This window comes from Microbacterium sp. I2 (genome assembly GCF_051364985.1).
GTDB lineage: Bacteria > Actinomycetota > Actinomycetes > Actinomycetales > Microbacteriaceae > Microbacterium.
Genome location: NZ_JBLWIH010000025.1, coordinates 158,781 through 174,727 on the forward strand (window position 1 = coordinate 158,781; position 15,947 = coordinate 174,727).

The following is a 15,947-nucleotide window of genomic DNA, read 5'->3' on the forward strand; positions in this document are numbered from 1 at the left end:
TGTGACGCGTGTGACTAGAGTGACCAGCGAGCCTGTCGGGGGGTTTCGCGTGACTGTCACGGAAACGAACGGTCCTGTGACCGAATCGGAGCGCCTGCGCGCACACGAGTTGCTCAAGCGAGACGCGGACGCCGCTCCACCTAAGGACAGGCGTCGTCGCGGCGGCGGCCTCAGCATTCAGTCCAAGCTGCTCATCATGCTGCTCGCCGTGAGCCTCGTCTCATCGGTCATCGTCGGGATCATCGGCTTCATCAGTGGGCGCGAGTCGCTTCGGACAGCCGCGGTCGACCAGCTCACGACGATCCGCGAGCTGCGGGCGCATGAGGTCGAACACGTCATGGAGAACGTACAGCGTGGCGTGACGCTGGACTCGAGGAACCTGAGCGCCCAGAACGCCTCGCTCGCGCTCAACGATGCGTTTGCGAAGCTCGAGACCACTCCGCTCACCCCCGAGCAGGACGCGGAACTCGAGGCGTTCTACGCCGAGAGCTTCATTCCCGCTCTCGAAGATCGGTCCGGCAAGGAGTACGGAGACACCGCGTTCATACCCGAATCCAGTGCGGGCAGATACGTGCAGTACTGGTACTCGCGCGGCAACACCACGTTCGACGACGAAGGCTTCGACCAGGCCCTCACGATCTCGGATGCGGGCGACGGCAGCGCGTACTCTGCAGCACACGAGCAGTACCACGACTACTTCCAGCGCCTGATCGACACCATCGGCTACGAAGACCTGCTGGTTCTGAACACGGAGGGCGACGTCGTCTACACCGCGTACAAGGGTGTGGACCTCGGCACCAACCTCAGCACGGGCCCCTACCGCGACACCGTGCTCGCCGAGGCCTATCACGAGACGATGGCCACCAACTCGGTCAGCACGGTCGCGACGACGGATTTCGAGCGCTACATTCCGTCGCTCGACGTTCCCACGCTGTGGGTCGTCTCGCCGATCGGCAACTCGACCCGGGTGACCGGGGCGCTGGCCGCGCAAATCCCCATCGAAACGATCAACGAGGCGATGACCGGCGACTATGCGTGGGAGCAGCAGGGGCTGGGGCAGACGGGCGAGGTGTACCTCGCGGGGCGGGACGACTTCATGCGCAGCGTCTCGCGCGAATTGGTCGAATCGCCCGAGACCTACGCCGAAGACGTCATCCGCAACGGTACCCCGCCCGATGTGGCCGAGCGGATCGTCGACGTCAAGGGCACCATCCAGCTGCAGCCTGTCGACACGTTCTCAGTGAACGAAGCGCAGCAGGGCCGTACCGGAACGGCCATCACGAACGACTACATCGGCGGTGAGAGCATCACCGCCTACACGCCCGTCGACATCGAAGGGCTCGACTGGGTGGCGGTCGCGCGCATCGATTCCGGCGAGGCATTCGCACCTGTGACGGCGTTCACCCGGGACCTCGTGCTGTCCACCTTGGCGATTCTCCTCGCTGTGAGCGTCGCGTCGCTTCTGCTCGCACAAGTCTTCACCAGGCCCATCAAGCGCCTGGTCGATGCCGTGAGGCGCGTTGCAGGTGGAGATCTCGCCGTGCAGGTGCCCGAGGGGTCGCGCGATGAGTTCGGCGATCTGGGGAATGCGTTCAACGACATGGCGTCGAGCCTGCGCATCAAGCAGGACCTCATCGACGCGCAGCGCGAAGAGAATCAGCGGCTGCTGCTGACCCTCATGCCCGAGACCGTCGCGGAGCGGTACAAGAAGGGCGAAGAGTCCATCGCCGAAGAGCACGACAACGTCTCGGTCGTCTTCGCCGAACTCGTCGGGTTCGACGAGCATGCCGAGGCGCTCTCGAGCGGCGACGAGATCGCGCAGCTCAACGCTCTGATGCGCGGGTTCGACGAGGCGGCACAGAAGGCCGGTGTCGAGAAGGTGCGAACCCTGCGTGGCGGATACCTCGCGTCGTCGGGTCTCATCGTCCCCCGCGTCGACAACGTGCGACGGGCCGTGGACTTCGCCCGCGAGATGCGCGCCGTCGTCCAGCGGTTCAACTCGCAGAACGGCACGAACATCGACGTGCGCGCCGGGGTCGACACCGGAACGGTCACCAGCGGACTCGTGGCCCGCACCAGCCTCGCGTACGACCTGTGGGGCGATGCCGTGAGCCTGGCGTACCGCGTTCGCAGCGTCACCGGAGAGCCGGGCATCTTCGTGAGCCAGGGTGTGCGGGACCGGCTGCAGGACTCGGTGACGTTCTCGCAGGCTGGCACGGTCGAGCTTCAAGGCCGCTCGCAGCCGGTGTGGCGGGTGGAGTAGCCGTGCTCGCGCTCGACAACTGGGTCTGGTGGGCGGTCGGCATCGCCGTCGGTGTGCCGCTCCTGCTCGTCGTGCTGACCGAGCTGGTCAACAGCCTGAGCCGCAAGGGAAACCCCGCCGCGGGGCCGCTCCGGCTGCTGCGCAACTGGATCGTTCCGGTCGGCGCCCTCCTGGCGCTGCTGATCTTCGCCTTCCAGACCGACATCGACAACCCGTGGCCTCGCGTGGTGGCGACGATCTTCGGGTTCCTGTTGATCCTGCTCGTCCTCTCGGCGTTCAACGTCGCGCTCTTCGCGAATGCTCAGAGCGGGTCGTGGCGGGAACGGATCCCGACGATCTTCGTCGAGATCGTGCGCCTGCTCCTGGTGGTCGTGGGCCTTGCCTTCCTGTTTCAGTGGGTGTGGGGTGCGGATGTCGGAGGCCTGATCGCCACGCTCGGAGTCACATCGATCGTGATCGGCCTCGCGCTGCAGAACGCGGTCGGCGGTGTCATCTCAGGCTTGCTCCTGCTGTTCGAACAGCCGTTCAAGATCGGCGACTGGCTCGAGGTGGGGAACGTGCGCGGGCGGGTCATCGAGGTGAACTGGCGCGCGGTGCACATCGACACCGGCGCCGGCATCCAGATCATCCCCAACTCGTCGTTGTCCGGTGCCTCGTTCACCAACCTCAGCCAGCCCGCGGGTCCTAAGCACGTCACGACCGACGTGAAGTTCACCACCGACGATCCGCCGCACGAGGTGATCGCGCTGCTGATCGAGGTGGCCGACTCTCTGCCGATGCGCGTGCCGGAAGAGCGCGCGACCGTCGACTACGCCGGATCGGCCTCGTACAGCGTGACGCTGCCGATCGCGAGCCCGGCGCTCGAGCAGCAGGCGCTGAGCCTCTACTTGGCGTGGCTCTGGTACGCGTCCCGCCGCCGCGGGCTCGCGCTCGACGGAGACTCGACCGATCCGATCGCCGAGCCGGATCAGCTCGAGCGGGCGCTCGAGGTGGTCGGATCGACCCTTCACCTCGGCGAAGCCGAGCGTGAGCTCGTGCTCTCGACCGCCCACCTCGAACGGTACGGGACCGGCGAGATCGTGATTCCCGCAGGCGTCGTCCCCGACGAGATCCGTTTCGTGGTTCACGGCGTCGCGCGGCTGGCAGCCGAAGCCGCGGGCGGACGCATCGAGTTCGCGACCGTCGAGCCCGGGGACTACATCGGACAGACGGCGCTCACGCGGGAGAAGACGCTGGCGACCGCTGTGGCCGCCGACGTTCTGACGCTGCTCGTCGTTCCGTTGGCGACGGTCGATGAGCTCGTACGCAAGCGTCCCCGGCTCGCCGCCGAGATCGGTGCCTCCATCGAGCTCAAGCGGAAGATGGCCTCGGAAGCGCTCGCCGAAGACGGCATCGTTCGCGGGACGCTCGACAGCCTGTGAGATCTCCCGGCCGAGGTTTCCCCGGTCGTTGAGCGAGGGAGGGCCGGCGACCGGGACGAAGCGTCCTGGGACGGCATGGGTCGCCCGTTCCTCGCGCGCTCAACGAACGAGGCGTGTGAGCACGCGCGTTCCGCGCCCCCGGCAACAGGTCTGCAACGGCTGCGGCGTACGGTAAAGGCGGCTTTGCGCGCGGTCCTAGGATCAGAGAATGACACAGGCGACACGGCGGGCCATCCTCGCCGTCGTCACCGGTATCGTCTTGCTCGCCCTCGGCCTCGGGGCTGCGGTCGTCGTGGGCGATGCGCTCGGCATCCGCACCGAGCCCGCCGCGCAGATGCAGCCCGCTGCACCGGCGGTTGCGGAGGTAGCGGATGCCGCGGCCCCGCCGTCGATCTCATCCTTAGACGTTCCGACGACGGAGCGTGTCGGAGTGGCCGTCGACGAGCTGCTCGACGCCGTCGCCGATGCGCCGGAGCGTGTGGGCGAGGCATCCGTCAACGTCGTCCAGGCTTCCGGCGAGGACGACCCCGCCGCCGACGGGTACACGCTCGAGGGGGATGGTTCGGCGCTTCGGATCGTCGCCGGCTCCGAGACCGCGACCGTCCGCGCGATCTACGACCTCGCCGCGCACGTGCGGGCGGCGCGGCCGCTGCCGGACCTGCTCGGTGAGCACGAGCCCTCGCGTCTGCCGCTGCGGATGACCGATCTCGGCGCGGTCGGCGTGACCCCGGACCCGGCCGAGTGGGAGTCGGGCGACGACTACTCGCACGCGTCGAAGGCGTTCGCCGACGTGCTCCGGCCCGAGGCTCCCTACATCGACGACGCTGCGCTCGCGGAGGCGTACGAGGACTTCGACGGATTCCTCCGCCACTCACTCGCGAACGGGTTCAACGCCGTCGCCTTCCCGGGGTTCGTCGAGTTCGTCACCTTCGACGATGCGCCCGGCGGACCCGTCTACGCCGACGGCGACGACCACCGAGACAAGGCGCTCGCGCTGCGCGAGGCGTTCGCGCCGTTCTGGGAGCGCGCCGACGAGCTCGGCATGAAGGTGTTCCTGCGCACCGACATGCTCGCGCTCACGGGGCCGCTCGAGCAGTACCTCACCGACCGCTTCGGTTCGCTCGACACCGAGAACCCCGAGTTCTGGGACGCCTACACCGCCGGCCTCAAGGAGCTCTACGACGCGGTGCCGGCGCTCGACGGCGTCCTCATCCGCATCGGTGAAGCAGGTCCCGTCTACGACGTGGGCGGCTGGGACTCCTACTCCGCGCTCGAGGTGACCACCGTCGACGCCGTGCGCGCGATGCTCGAGGCTTTCACGGGGCAGGCTGAGGCATCCGATCGCGAAGTCATCTTCCGCACGTGGTCGGTCGGCGTCGGCGCCGTGGGCGACATGCACACCAACGCCGAGTCGTACGAGGCGGTGCTGGGCGGCATCGACTCGCCGGCGCTCATCGTGTCGACCAAGTACACGCTCGGCGACTTCTACACGTGGCTGCCGCTGAACGACACGCTCGAGCAGGGCGAGCAGCGGCGCATCGTCGAGCTGCAGAGCCGGCGTGAGTTCGAGAACTACGGCGCCTTCCCGAACGACCTCGGACCCGAGTACCAGTGGGCGCTGCAGCAGCTGCTCGCCGCGAACGACCGCCTCGAGGGCGTGTGGGTGTGGACGCAGGACGGCGGGCCCTGGCGCGCCGGACCGATGTCCCTGTACCTCAAGGCCGGGTTCTGGCAGCTGTACGAACTGAACACGCAGGTGGCGGCATCCCTCGCCCGTGATCCTTCGGTCGATGTCGCTCAGGTGACGGCCGACTGGGCGCGGGAGTGGTTCTCGGACGACCCGGCGACCGTCGAGGCCATCGTGGCGGCCATGGGTGCGTCACGCGACGCGATCGCGCAGGGCATGTACATCGAGCCGTTCGCCGAGCAGCGGGTGTTCGCGATCGGCCTCGAGCCGCCGCCCATGATGTGGATCTTCGAGTGGGACATCCTCACCGGCGACTCGGCCGTGCTCGACGTGATGTACGCGATCGCCCGCGATGCGGACGGCGGCGTCGAAGCCGCGATCTCGGGCGGTGCCGAGGCCGTCGAGGCAGTCGAGCGCATGCGCGAACTGGTGACGGCTCCGGATGCCTCGGCCTGGCGCTCCGCCGAAATGCGCGAGGCGTTCGTCTCGACCCTGGACTACGAGCTCGACACGCTGCGGCTGCTCGCCGCGTACCGCGCGATGATCCTGCACCAGGGGGAGTGGCACGACACCCTCGCGCCCGAGGCGCACGCCGCGTGGGACGCCGACCGCGCCGAGTTCGAGGCGCTCGCCGCGGAGCACCTCGACCGGTACGAGGGCGACATCGACCACCCGGCGTTCAACCTCGCCGCCGCGCAGCTGGGAGTCGAGCGGGCCGAGCGCGACCTCACGATGGCATGGCTGGCGCGCGTGCTGCTCGTGTTCGCCGGCGCGTGGCTGCTGATCGGCATGATCGCGGCACGCACGCGGCTGGTGCGCCGCCCCGGCGCAGCGGCGGCTCGCGCGTCGTGGATCGCCTCGACCCGGCCCTGGCGCGCCCGCGAGTCCACGCTCGGCATGCTCGAACTCGACCGCTGGCTGCTCCTCGCCGTGCCCGCGGCGCTGCTCGTCGCCACGCGCGCCGTGCAGACGTCGTTCCTGTCGTGGACGCACCTGGCCGTCGTGTTCGGCGCCTGGGCGATGTTCGCGCTCGTGGTGCGGGCGTGCGTGGGCCGGCGCTCGCCGTGGCCCGTGCTCGCCGCGGTCGGCGGGGTCGTGGTGCTGCGGTGCCTTCTCACGCTCTTCGCCGTCGCCTTCACCGGGCCCGGCGGATACTGGTTCGGCTTCTGGACCGACCCGGTGCTGCGCACCGCTTACATCACCCTCGCGTTCGCGCTGTTCGTGTGGGTCTTCGTCGCCGCCGGCTGGGCGCTGTCGGCCCAGGTCGGCGCGCGCCGCGCAACCGGGTACGTGCTCGCAGGCGTCGGCGCCGGATTCGCCGTGCCGGCGGCCGTCGTCGGGGTGATCGGCCTCGAGACCGCCCTCACCCTCTGGAACGATGAGATGGGCCTGCTGCCGTGGGGCCTCGCCCGCATCCTGGGCATCACGACGTACCTCGAGATCCCGGCCTCGACGCCGTGGGTGGCTGCCGGCGCCGGGGCGGTGCTGCTCGTGCTCGGCGTGCTGCTCGCGCTGCCGTGGCAGCGGCGCGGGGCTGCGGCATCCTGAGCCGCCCTGCTCGTTGGTTGAGGGATCAGGTGATGTGGCGAGGGTAGGAGTTCTCGCGGGTTTTCGGCCTACCTCGGTGAAATCACCTGATCTGGTGGTGGGCCGGGTGTGAGTGGCGCGGGATGGTGCTGTGGCGGCGGCGCGGGGTGGCGGCATCCTGAACCGCCCTGCTCGTTGGTTGAGGGATCAGGTGATGTGGCGAGGGTAGGAGTTCTCGCGGGTTTTCGGCCTACCTCGGTGAAATCACCTGATCTCGTGGCGGGCGCACACCGACGAGCGGGGGACGGATGCCGCGGCATCCGTCCCCCTTCGTACAGGCCTCGGCTGGGCCCGGGTCAGGCCTCCGCGTCGACCGACCCGGACCGGCGGCGGGCCAGAGCGCGCTGCGCGCGGCGCGCGACGCCCACCACACCCGCCACCAGCGCGACCGCGCCGATGACCAGCACGAGGTATGCGACCGCGGTCGTCGGAGAGAGGCTCACGGTCCAGTCGGCCACCGCCGCGCGGCGGTCGGGGCTGGTCGTGACCCACAGCGCGAGGGCGGCGGTCGCGGCGAACACGAGGCCCCAGATGATGGCCGCCCAGCGGGTGCGCGGGGCTTCGGTCGTGCCGGCCGGAGCTGCGGCGTCGGGGAGCACGGGCGCCTCGTATGCCGGCGGAAAGATCGCGGTCGATGCGGGGGTCGGGGTGTCGCTCATCGGTTCTCCTCCGGCTCGTGGATGGTGACGAAAACGGATCCGGCGGCCTGGTCGAGCTCGATGCGCTGGCGCGTCTCGGGTTCGGACGGCGGGCCGGCGTTGCGCACGAACCACGTCCACTCGGCGCGTCCGTCGGGGCCGTCATGCGGAGATACGACGCCCTCCTCGGACCGTCCCGTCTCGGCATCGATGCGGCTGAAATTCACCCCGCCGCGGTCGAGGGTCGCCTTCAGGTCGAGCACGGTGCCCGGGTGCACGGAGATGTACGTGTCGCCGCTCGCCTTGCGCACCGTGATCAGCCCCGCCTCGACGTCCTCCTCGTCCGAGAGCGGCAGGGTCGCGATGTCGGTGTTCCCGAACGTCTGGGTGATCGACACCGGCTCGGTGCTCGTACCCAGTGAGACGTTGCCCAGCACGAAGCTGCGGGGGCCGGATGCCACGGCCGTCGCCGATCCCGCGACCAGCAGCGCGATCGTCACGGCCGCGAGAAACCCGCTGCGCCGCCGGAATGCGCCCGCCGCCACCATCGCCAGAGCGGACACGAGGGCTGCCGCGAGCAGACCGATGGCCGCTGCGAACGGCGTGGTCGCGGCATCCGTCATCGCCGCCAGCACGCAGATCGCACCGGTCACGATCGCCGCGCCCAGTGCCGTCAGCACGTACACGAAGCTCGTCCGGGGGCGTGTGGCGCGGCGGATGCGGCGACGCTCTTCGGCCTCGGCGGCGAACGCCGCGCCCGCGGCCTCGCGCTCGCGGCGTGCCTGCTCGCGCGCCGCGCGCTCGGCGTCCTGCTCGCTGCGACGCCATGCGTCGTTCTGCGCGCGCCAGGCCTCGTGCGTGGTACGCCACTGCGCGACCTCGGCGTCATCCGCGAGCGGGCCGGGCGGCGGGGGAGCCAGCGGCGCCCCCGACGAGGACTCGGCCGGCGCCCGACCGGCCGAGTCCCCGTGCCCCGCGAGGGGAGCGGCGCTCGCGTCGTCACCCGAAGACGATGCGGGCGCCGGCGTCGGGTCGGACTCCGCGGAAGCCGTTCGCGAAGTCTCCGCCGAGGCGCGCCGGTCGGCACGCGCCGACCGGACGATGAGGAACGTGGCGCCACCGATGAGCGCCAGCGTGAGGATCACACCGAACCCGCCGAACGGGGAGGAGAGATCCCAGATCGGGAGGGGATAGCCGCCGAAGCCGCCCCACAGCGGCCAGAACGCGGCATTCCACAGCCACGGCATGACCGGCACGAAGCTCACGAGCAGCAGGATCAGGATGCCGATCATGGCGGGGTCGAACCGGGCCTGGAACAGCTCGCGCAGGTGGATCCGGCCGTTCGCGTCGGGCAGCAGCGCCCAGGCGATCGCATAGATGAGAAGCGCCGGGAACCCTGTCAGCGCGACGACCACGAAGATGCCGCGCACGATGATCGGATCGATGCGCAGCCGAGCTGCGAGCCCGCCGCACACGCCGCCGAGCCACCCGTCGGCGCGGACGATGCCGAAGCCGCGGACCCAGGCGAAGAAGCGGTCCGATCCGGTCGGAAGGCCGGGGGGAGCGGGCGGGGGCGGGCCGGGATCGGCGGGGGGACCCGCCGGAGCGGACGTCGTGTCGGTCATGAGTCCAGCCTGGCGGTGCGCCCGCCGCGCCCGCCATGGGGTGATCCCCTGACCCGACCCTGATCCTCGCGCCCTCGATGCGCTCGGGGAGCCGGCGGGTGATTGGATGAGCGCATGGCTGCGAAGAGGACGACGGTCCCCACGACCCCTCCACCCGCCGCCGACGCGGCGGGCGGAGCCTCTGGTCGCGTGGGCACTGGCGGAGTGGCGCGCGAGCCAGGCGGAGCTTTCGGTCGCGTGGGCCCCCGCGGGGTGGCGCCTGTCGAAGCCGCCGCCAGCGTGCCCGCGGCGGGAAGGCCCGCCGAGGTCTCCTCGGGCGGGCTTGCGCCGGTGGAGGCGACCGGTCGCCGGGGCCGGGCGGCGGCGAAGCGCCCGGCGCACGACCGCGCTGTCCGTGGTCAGCCAGCGGGGCTGCGTCCCACACTGGAGCGTCCGCGCGCGTGCGCGGTCTCGGGAGTCTCGGCCGGCCTCGCGCACCATCTCGGCTGGCCGCTGTGGGTCGTGCGCGCGGCATTCGTCCTGCTGTCCCTCACGTGGGGCATGGGAGCGCTGCTGTACGCGTGGCTCTGGGTGTTCGTGCCGTGGGCGCTGGCCCAACGCGACGACGACATGCCCACCAGGCGCGTGCCGGTCGCGTGGATTCTCACGGCCCTGTCGATCGCGGGCGTCCTGGCCACCCTCGTCGCGCTCGGCACATGGCGAGCCGGCGACGTTGCCTTCGGCACGGTTCCCTCGTGGGTCGCCGCGGTGATCAGCACGACTGCGCTCGCCGCCGCCGCGGGGGTGTGGACGACCCTGGTCGACCGGCGTGACCCCGCCCGCGGGCCTCGGCACGAGACGATCGTCCGCATCACTGTGACGGTCGTGCTGGCGTTGGTCCTCTTCGCCCAGCTCACGACGCTGGCAGGGGCCGGCATCGCCGGCTTCGTGATCGCCCTGGTGCCGCTGATCGGCATCGCGCTCGTGTATTCGTCCGTGCTGATCGGCAAGTGGCGAGAACTGTCGGGCGAGCGCGTGCGCCGCATCCGCGAGGAGCAGCGCGCCGAGATGGCGGCGCACCTGCACGACTCGGTGCTGCAGACGCTGGCGCTCATCCAGAACCGCTCCGAGGCGTCGAGCGACGTGGCGAGACTGGCCCGAGCGCAGGAGCGCGAACTGCGCGCGTGGCTGTACGACGGCGACGCGCCGGCCGACAGCGACCTGCCCACCGACCTGCGGGACTACGGTGCGGCGCTCGAACTGGACTATCCGGTGCGGATCGACGTCGTCTCGGCCGGGCTTCCCGCCGAGCGCGCCAGCGGCGAAGTCGCCGCCGCCTCCCGCGAGGCGATGCTCAACGCGGCACGGCACGCGGGCGGTGACGTCTCGGTGTATATCGAGGGCAATTCCCACGCGGTCGACGTGTTCGTGCGCGATCGAGGGCCGGGATTCGACCTCGAGTCGGTGCCGGCCGACCGGCTCGGCATCCGCGAGTCGATCATCGGACGGATGCGGCGAGCCGAAGGCTCCGCGACCATCCGGCGTGGCTCCGGCGGAGGCACCGAGGTGCATCTCCACTTCGTGAACGACACCTCCGCCGCCAAGGATCCGATGCCGTCGGAGGAGGTGCGTCGTGGCTGACTCAGCGGTGCGGGTGCTGATCGTCGACGACCACTCGATCTTCCGGTCCGGTCTGCGGGCCGACCTCGACCCCTCGATCGAGGTGGCCGGCGAAGCGGCCGACGTCGCCGCCGCGGTCGAAGCGATCGCACGGACGCAGCCCGACGTCGTGCTGCTGGACGTGCACCTGCCGTCGGGCGAGGCCGGAGCGGCAGCTGGGCCCACGCGGCCGGAGGCTCCGCGCGACGCGCCAGCGGCGCGTGGAGGGGCCGTGGGGACCGGAGCCGACGCCGCGGGCGGCGAAGCAGTGATCCTGCGCGCGGGACCCTCGGCGCCGTCGACGCGCTTCCTCGCGCTGAGCGTGTCGGATGCCGCGGAAGACGTCGTGCGCGTGATCCGGGCCGGTGCGCGGGGGTACATCACGAAGGGCTCGTCGGGCGCCGAGGTCAGCCGTGCCGTCCACGCCGTCGCGGGTGGCGACGCAGTGTTCTCGCCCAGGCTCGCCGGATTCGTGCTCGACGCCTTCGGCGCTGCGGTGGGCGAGACCGCGACGACCCACGACGAGCTCGACCGGCTGTCGGCCCGCGAGCAGGAGGTCATGCGGCTGATCGCCCGCGGCTACGCCTACAAAGAGGTCGCCGCCGAGCTGTTCATCTCGATGAAGACCGTGGAATCGCACGTGTCGGCCGTGCTGCGCAAGCTGCAGCTGTCGTCCCGCTACGAGCTGACCGCGTGGGCGTCGGCCCGGCGCCTGCTCTGACGCCCCGTTCGGGTGTCGGTCGCGCGACCTAGACTTGGTGGGACATGACCGACGCCACTCCGACCGCGCCGGGCGCGGCATCCCGTCCCATCGTTCTGGACGGCAGCGCCGGCCCGCGCGCTCACGAGTCCCCTGACGCGCGCGCCGACGAGGACCTGCTCGCGGGACTCAACCCGCAGCAGCGCGAGGCTGTGACCTACCGCGGACAGGCGCTTCTCATCGTGGCCGGCGCCGGATCGGGCAAGACGAGCGTGCTCACGCGGCGCATCGCGTCGTTGCTGCGCAACCGCGAGGCGTGGCCGAGCCAGATTCTCGCGATCACGTTCACCAACAAGGCGGCGGGCGAGATGCGCGAGCGCGTCGAGCAGCTCGTGGGCGACACCGCTCGTGGCATGTGGATCTCGACGTTCCACTCGGCGTGCGTGCGCATCCTGCGGCGCGAGGCCGAGCAGTTCGGCTTCACGAAGGCCTTCACGATCTACGACTCCGGCGACTCCCGCGCGCTCATCAAACGCCTCGTCAAAGAGCACGAGGCCGACGCTTACGGGCTCACGCCGGCGGCCACGCAGGGCAAGATCTCCAAGCTCAAGAACGAGCTGGCGGATGCCGAGTCCTACGCCCGCTCGGCGAACATGAGCGATCCCGCCGAACGCGTCTTCGTCGAGTTGTTCGCCGCGTACCAGCGCGAGCTGCAGCGGGCCAACGCCTTCGACTTCGACGACCTCATCGCCCAGACGGTCTTCCTGTTCCGCGCGTTCCCGCACGTGGCCGACGTGTACCGCCGCCGGTTCCGCCACGTGCTCGTGGACGAGTATCAGGACACCAACCACGCGCAGTACTCGCTGATCCACGAGCTCACCAGGCCAATCGGGTCGGATGCCGCGCCCCTGGCGGGCGCCGGCGGCATGATGATCTTCGAGCCCGATCCGGCCGACGACCCCGACAAGGCCGGCGCGTCGCTCACGGTCGTGGGTGACTCGGACCAGTCGATCTACGCGTTCCGCGGCGCCGACATCCGCAACATCAGCGAGTTCGAGCGCGACTTCCCGGGTGCCAAGGTCGTGCTGCTCGAACAGAACTACCGTTCGACGCAGAACATCCTCTCGGCCGCGAACGCGGTCATCAGCCACAACTTCGACCGCAAAGACAAGCGCCTGTGGACCGACGTCGGCGAGGGCGAGAAGATCATCGGCTTCACCGGCTACTCGCAGCACGACGAGGCGCAGTTCGTCGCCGACGAGATCGAGGTGCTGCGCAAGGCGGGCGTCGACTACTCGCAGATGGCCGTGTTCTACCGCACGAACTCGCAATCGCGTGCGCTGGAAGAGATCTTCATCCGCTCGGCGCTGCCCTACAAGATCATGGGCGGCACCAAGTTCTACGAGCGTGCCGAGATCAGGGACGCCCTGGCCTACCTCGTCGCGGTCGCCAACCCGGCCGACGAGATGGCGATGCGCCGGATCATCAACCGGCCCCGGCGGGGCATCGGTGACGTAACGATCGAGACGATCGCCCGATACGCGGTCGACCAGCAGATCACGTTCCGCGACGCCCTCGCGAACTCGTCGGCGTTGAGCGTCGGCCCCAAGATCCAGGCGGCGATCGCGCATCTGGACGCAGTACTGGCCGAAGCATCCGCTCTCATGCTGCCGCCGTCGGGTGAGCTCGCGCCGCCCACCGCGGTGGCCGACGGACTGCAGCTGCTGCTGAGCAAGAGCGGGTACTACGACGCGCTGCGGGCGAGCAAGGACGCGCAGGACGAGGCGCGCATCGAGAACCTCGACGAGCTCGTCGCGGTCGCGCGGGAGTTCGCGCGCAACAACCCCGAGGGCACGATCCTGGACTTCCTGACCGAGGTCGCGCTGGTGTCGGATGCCGACGACCTCGAGGACGCGTCGGGCTCGGTGTCGCTCATGACCATGCACACCGCGAAGGGTCTCGAGTACGACGCCGTGTTCGTCACCGGCGTCGAGGAAGACCTGATCCCGCACCGCATCTCGGCCAACGAGCCGGGTGGACCGCAGGAGGAGCGACGACTCTTCTACGTCGGCATCACTCGCGCACGCAAGCGCCTCTATCTGTCGCTCGCCATGACGCGCGCGCAGTTCGGCGAGGTCACCGTGGCGATGCCGAGCCGGTTCCTGCAAGAGATCCCCAACGAGCTGCTGCACTGGCGCCAATCGCCCGGAGACGTCAACTCGCGCGGCGGCACCCAGTCGCGCGCGCTCAACGCGCGGCGGCAGCCCGGGTCGGGCTTCGGCGGGTCCGGGTCGGGCTCGCGGTACGGGGACGACCTCGTGCCGCTGCCTCGCCGCACGGCGGGCGGGTCGATCGACCGGTTCGCGAACAAGATCCCGGCGAAGGTCCGCGACAACGGCGACCTCGAACTGGCGCCGGGCGACCGCATCCGTCACGACGATTTCGGTGAGGGAAAGGTGGATGCCGTCACCGGCGAGGGCGCGAAGCGTGTCGCGCACGTCCGCTTCGACACCGCCGGCCCGAAGAAGCTGCTGATCAAGATCGCCCCGATCGAGAAGCTCTGACCTCGACTCCGGGCCTTGCGCGGCATCCGATCCGACGCGGATTCGACTCCGAGGTGAGTTCGACTCTGAGGAGAGTTCGACTCTGACGCGGCTTCCGGTCTGACGCGACTCCGGGTCACGGGTTGTCGCTCGACCGGCTGGTCCCTCGGCAGCTGCCGGATGCGGTCCAGGTTCAGCAGGATCGCTGCTTCGGAAACCTGCGAACTCGGACGGGACCCGGCCGGGACGCGGGTCGGAGCCGGGCTCTCAGGCAGGTGGATGGGAGAGGTCACCGGTGTGCTCGACCGGCTGGTGGTGGTCCTCGGCAGCTGCCGGATGCGGTCCAGGTTCAGCAGGATCGCGGCGTCGGAAACCTGCGAAACCCGGACCGGACCCGGGTCGGAGCCGGGCTCTCAGGCAGGTGGATGGGAGAGGTCGCCGGTGCGCTCGACCGGCCGGTGGTGGTCCTCGGCAGCTGCCGGATGCGGTCCAGGTTCAGCAGGATCGCGGCGTCAGGAACCTGCGAAACTCGGACTGGACCCGTCAGGGACGGGGGTCGGAGCCGGGCTCTCAGGCAGGTGGATGGGAGAGATCACCGGCGCGCTCGACCAGCAGATGGTGGTGGGCCAGGCGGCGGAGCGCGAGCATGACCGGCTCGTAGAGTGCCGTGCCGAGCACGGCGTACGGCACGGCGTCCTCGAGGTCCATGCGCGCGACGGGTGCGATCTCTTCCGCAGCGACCCTGCGCATCGCGTCGCCGTAGCGCCGGAGGACCGCCGGTGAGGCATCCAGTCCCGCTCCATCCAGTGCCCGCAGCGCCTCGTCGAGCTGCGGGACGGCGGTGAAGCCGGGATCGTAGGTCAGTCCCAGCGCGGCGATGGCGGCGCGGGCGCGCGGATAGTCGTCGCGATCGCCGTCGACATATGGCGGCAGCGCGCCCACGGCGCGACCCAGGATGTCGATCGGGTCGCCGGTGGGGGCGTCGATGAGGGCGAGGATGTCGCGCACCCGCGATAGCGGCAGCCCGCGCACATCCGCCAGGGCGGCGATGAGGCGCAATCGCGCGAGGTGCTCGTCGCCGTACTCAGAGCTCGTCGCCGACACCGCTTCGCCGCGGGGGAGCATGCCCTCGCGGATGTAGAACTTCACGGTAGCGACGGGGACTCCGCTGCGCTCGGCGAGCTGCGAGATCTTCATGGACCCTCCTCGGGCTTGCATTAGATACTATAACTATCCAATACTGGAGAGTGACACTATCCAATGGAGGTCACGATGGACCCGATCCCCACGATCGTCGCGGGTGCGACGATCCTCACCGTCATCGGCATCATGTCGGGCGGAACTTTCCTGCTGCGCATCGCGACGGGCGGGCTGCCGTTCAACGGGCTGCAGAAGACGTTCTTCCGCGCGGGCCATGCCCACGCCGGCGTCCTCGTGATCCTGGGGCTCGTCAGCCTGCTGCTCCTCGCTGCTGCCGGCGCTTCGCCCGCGTGGCAGTGGACCGCCGTCGGCGTGCTCGCGAGCGCGATCCTGATCCCGGCAGGCTTCTTCCTGTCGGTGCTCGGTCGCGATCCTGAGCGGCCGGGCCGGGCGATCGCCCTGCTCTGGGCCGGGGTCGTGGTGCTCGCGGCATCCCTTCTCTCCGTCGGCATCGGCGTGATCGCGGCCGGGGTCTCGGCGCTGGCGTGACAGGCGGGCGTGCCGAACTCCGGACGGATGCGGGTCGTCGGTGTGGTCGGTCGCGGGATTCCGCGGGTCGGGGCGCACAGGCGGCGCGGTGATCCGGAGAACGGTACAGGGGGCGGCGGGAAGGGGCCGGCTCCGAGCCTGAGCCGCGAGCATCGT

10 protein-coding genes are annotated in these 15,947 nt (G+C 70.1%); 7 read left to right on the plus strand and 3 right to left on the minus strand.

Annotation, left to right across the window (positions count from 1 at the left end; genetic code table 11):
- The first annotated feature begins 76 nt into the window (after positions 1-76).
- From ACLKM7_RS18765 to ACLKM7_RS18775, 3 genes are all read left to right on the plus strand, one after another.
- The gene (locus ACLKM7_RS18765; RefSeq protein WP_436448818.1) at positions 77-2,263 is read left to right on the plus strand and encodes an adenylate/guanylate cyclase domain-containing protein; all 2,187 of its coding nucleotides are present in this window, start codon (positions 77-79) and stop codon (positions 2,261-2,263) included.
- 2 nt (positions 2,264-2,265) lie between these two features.
- On the plus strand, positions 2,266-3,684 hold the full coding sequence (locus tag ACLKM7_RS18770; protein ID WP_436448819.1) for a mechanosensitive ion channel domain-containing protein: 1,419 nt from the start codon (positions 2,266-2,268) through the stop codon (positions 3,682-3,684).
- Between the two features lie 208 nt (positions 3,685-3,892).
- Complete coding sequence (locus ACLKM7_RS18775; RefSeq protein ID WP_436448820.1) at positions 3,893-6,919, plus strand: hypothetical protein; 3,027 nt, start codon at positions 3,893-3,895, stop codon at positions 6,917-6,919.
- Between the two features lie 335 nt (positions 6,920-7,254).
- Here the strand turns inward: ACLKM7_RS18775 and ACLKM7_RS18780 are convergent, their stop codons facing one another.
- On the minus strand, positions 7,255-7,617 hold the full coding sequence (locus ACLKM7_RS18780) for a hypothetical protein (RefSeq protein ID WP_436448821.1): 363 nt from the start codon (positions 7,615-7,617) through the stop codon (positions 7,255-7,257).
- The gene (locus tag ACLKM7_RS18785) at positions 7,614-9,221 is read right to left on the minus strand and encodes a PspC domain-containing protein (RefSeq protein WP_436448822.1); all 1,608 of its coding nucleotides are present in this window, start codon (positions 9,219-9,221) and stop codon (positions 7,614-7,616) included. The genes ACLKM7_RS18780 and ACLKM7_RS18785 overlap by 4 nt, the downstream gene beginning before the upstream one ends.
- Positions 9,222-9,335: 114 nt before the next feature.
- Between ACLKM7_RS18785 and ACLKM7_RS18790 the strand changes: the two genes are divergently transcribed.
- Genes ACLKM7_RS18790 through ACLKM7_RS18800 form a run of 3 tightly spaced genes read left to right on the plus strand, consistent with a single transcriptional unit; the run spans position 9,336 to position 14,123 of the window.
- Positions 9,336-10,841, plus strand: a complete 1,506-nt coding sequence (locus tag ACLKM7_RS18790; protein WP_436448823.1) for an ATP-binding protein — start codon at positions 9,336-9,338, stop codon at positions 10,839-10,841.
- Entirely contained in the window at positions 10,834-11,580 is a 747-nt protein-coding gene (locus ACLKM7_RS18795; protein WP_436448824.1) for a LuxR C-terminal-related transcriptional regulator, read from the plus strand. The genes ACLKM7_RS18790 and ACLKM7_RS18795 overlap by 8 nt, the downstream gene beginning before the upstream one ends.
- A gap of 44 nt (positions 11,581-11,624) precedes the next feature.
- On the plus strand, positions 11,625-14,123 hold the full coding sequence (locus ACLKM7_RS18800) for an ATP-dependent helicase (RefSeq protein WP_436448825.1): 2,499 nt from the start codon (positions 11,625-11,627) through the stop codon (positions 14,121-14,123).
- A 549-nt stretch (positions 14,124-14,672) separates the two neighbouring features.
- Here ACLKM7_RS18800 and ACLKM7_RS18805 read toward each other — a convergent pair.
- Entirely contained in the window at positions 14,673-15,299 is a 627-nt protein-coding gene (locus tag ACLKM7_RS18805) for a MerR family transcriptional regulator (protein ID WP_436448826.1), read from the minus strand.
- Between the two features lie 75 nt (positions 15,300-15,374).
- Between ACLKM7_RS18805 and ACLKM7_RS18810 the strand changes: the two genes are divergently transcribed.
- A complete protein-coding gene (locus ACLKM7_RS18810) occupies positions 15,375-15,791 on the plus strand; it encodes a hypothetical protein (RefSeq protein ID WP_436448827.1) in 417 nt (138 codons plus the stop codon).
- The last annotated feature ends 156 nt before the right edge of the window (positions 15,792-15,947 follow it).